This is a genomic window from Streptomyces sp. NPDC058231, from assembly GCF_042882275.1.
Taxonomy (GTDB): Bacteria; Actinomycetota; Actinomycetes; order Streptomycetales; family Streptomycetaceae; genus Streptomyces.
On the sequence record NZ_JBHVWN010000175.1, the window covers coordinates 1 to 1,389 of the forward strand.

The 1,389-nt window shown below is 67.9% G+C and carries 1 protein-coding gene and 1 pseudogene; both read right to left on the bottom strand.

Annotation, left to right across the window (positions count from 1 at the left end):
• Window positions 1–196 precede the first annotated feature (196 nt).
• Complete coding sequence (locus ACFVXE_RS39090) at window positions 197–970, bottom strand: class I SAM-dependent methyltransferase (RefSeq protein WP_389678566.1); 774 nt, start codon at window positions 968–970, stop codon at window positions 197–199.
• Between the two features lie 197 nt (window positions 971–1,167).
• Window positions 1,168–1,389: pseudogene (locus ACFVXE_RS39095) on the bottom strand (hypothetical protein); the annotation flags it as partial.

Sequence of the window (1,389 nt, forward strand, 5' to 3'; positions counted from 1 at the left end):
CTGTGTGTTTGAGTTGGCGAGTTGAGTGCGGGCGGGCAGGGTACTCCTGATGCTCATTCTGCCCGGTGGGGTGGGGGACGGTCCGGTGCCAGGCAGCGGCATCGCCGCGGCCGGCCAGCAAACTGCGCTGCACCGGAAGGTTGTAGTGGACCACGGGACAGCCAGCGGCCTGCTGATCGGTGGCGTCAGCGCGAGGTCAGGCTGGTGAGGTGCCGCGCCAGAGGTTGGCGCCGGAGGCAAATACGATCGGGTCCATGGTGGACAGCTCTGCTCGTACTCGGGCTTCGAACTCGGTTCGGGCATCTGCCGGGAGGGCGTCGATGAAGGCGCGGGAGCCGTGCGAGAGCCCCCAGTTCCAGAACGTGTCGGCGTCGGGGACGGGAAGACGCTGCTCGATGGCGGTCTCACTGACGCTGGTGAACCCCGCCGTCGCGAGGAACTGCTCCTCGTCCAAGGGCCGACTGAGCCGTCCTTCGCCGACGGGTATCAGGGGCTGAAACTCGCGGAAGAGGGCACCGTAGAACTCCCACTCCGGCGCGTCCTCGACCGCGCCGGGGACGGAGAAGGAGAACACCCCGCCGGGAGTGAGGACTCGACGGATCTCCTGGGCTGCCGCAGCCGGATCATCGAGCAGGTGGACGACGAATCCCGCACAGACCAGGTCGAAGGAGCGGTCGGGGAAGTCCAGCTGGTGAGCGTCCATCACCCGCGCTTCGTGAACCTGCGGGTGCTGGGTCGAGATCCGCTCGATCATGCCAGGGGCGCAGTCCACCGCCGTCACCGGGCAGCCGCGGGCGAGCGCGGCAGCGGTCAGGGCGCCGCGCCCGGCGCCCAGGTCGAGGACACGGGTGCCGTGCACCGGAGCGAGCCACTCCATGTGCTGTTGGCCGAACCCGGTGAAGAACGGCAGTACCTCGTCATATACCGAGGCCACTTGGTCGAAGAGGGCGGTAGCTCGCGCTGCGGTCATGGCCGGTCATCCTGGCAGAGGGACAGATGGTCTGCACACCCATTTCGCTACTGGGCGCTCGGTCCGGGGCGGTGATGAGCTGCCTGCCCGCCTCCCGTTGCCAGCGCCGCCCTCGAAAGCTGAGATCCCCGGGCGCGCTCAAGGCGGCAGGGCACGGTAGTGCCCGGTGGCGCTGTCCGTCGGATTTCTGGTGATTCCTACGCTTCAAGACCGGTCCCGGGGTGCCGTAAAAGAGCGTTTTGTCCCACGAGGCTGTTTGAGAAGTCACTCGCCCGCCGGCGACCCCCGCCCTGCGGACGCCTCAGCGGCGTCGGCGGCACCACCCGCCGGAACAGCGCCCACAACTCATCCGGCACCAGCCGCTCAACCAGACACGTCATGCGCGGCTCAACGAACGTCGAACCAAAGGAAACGACGTC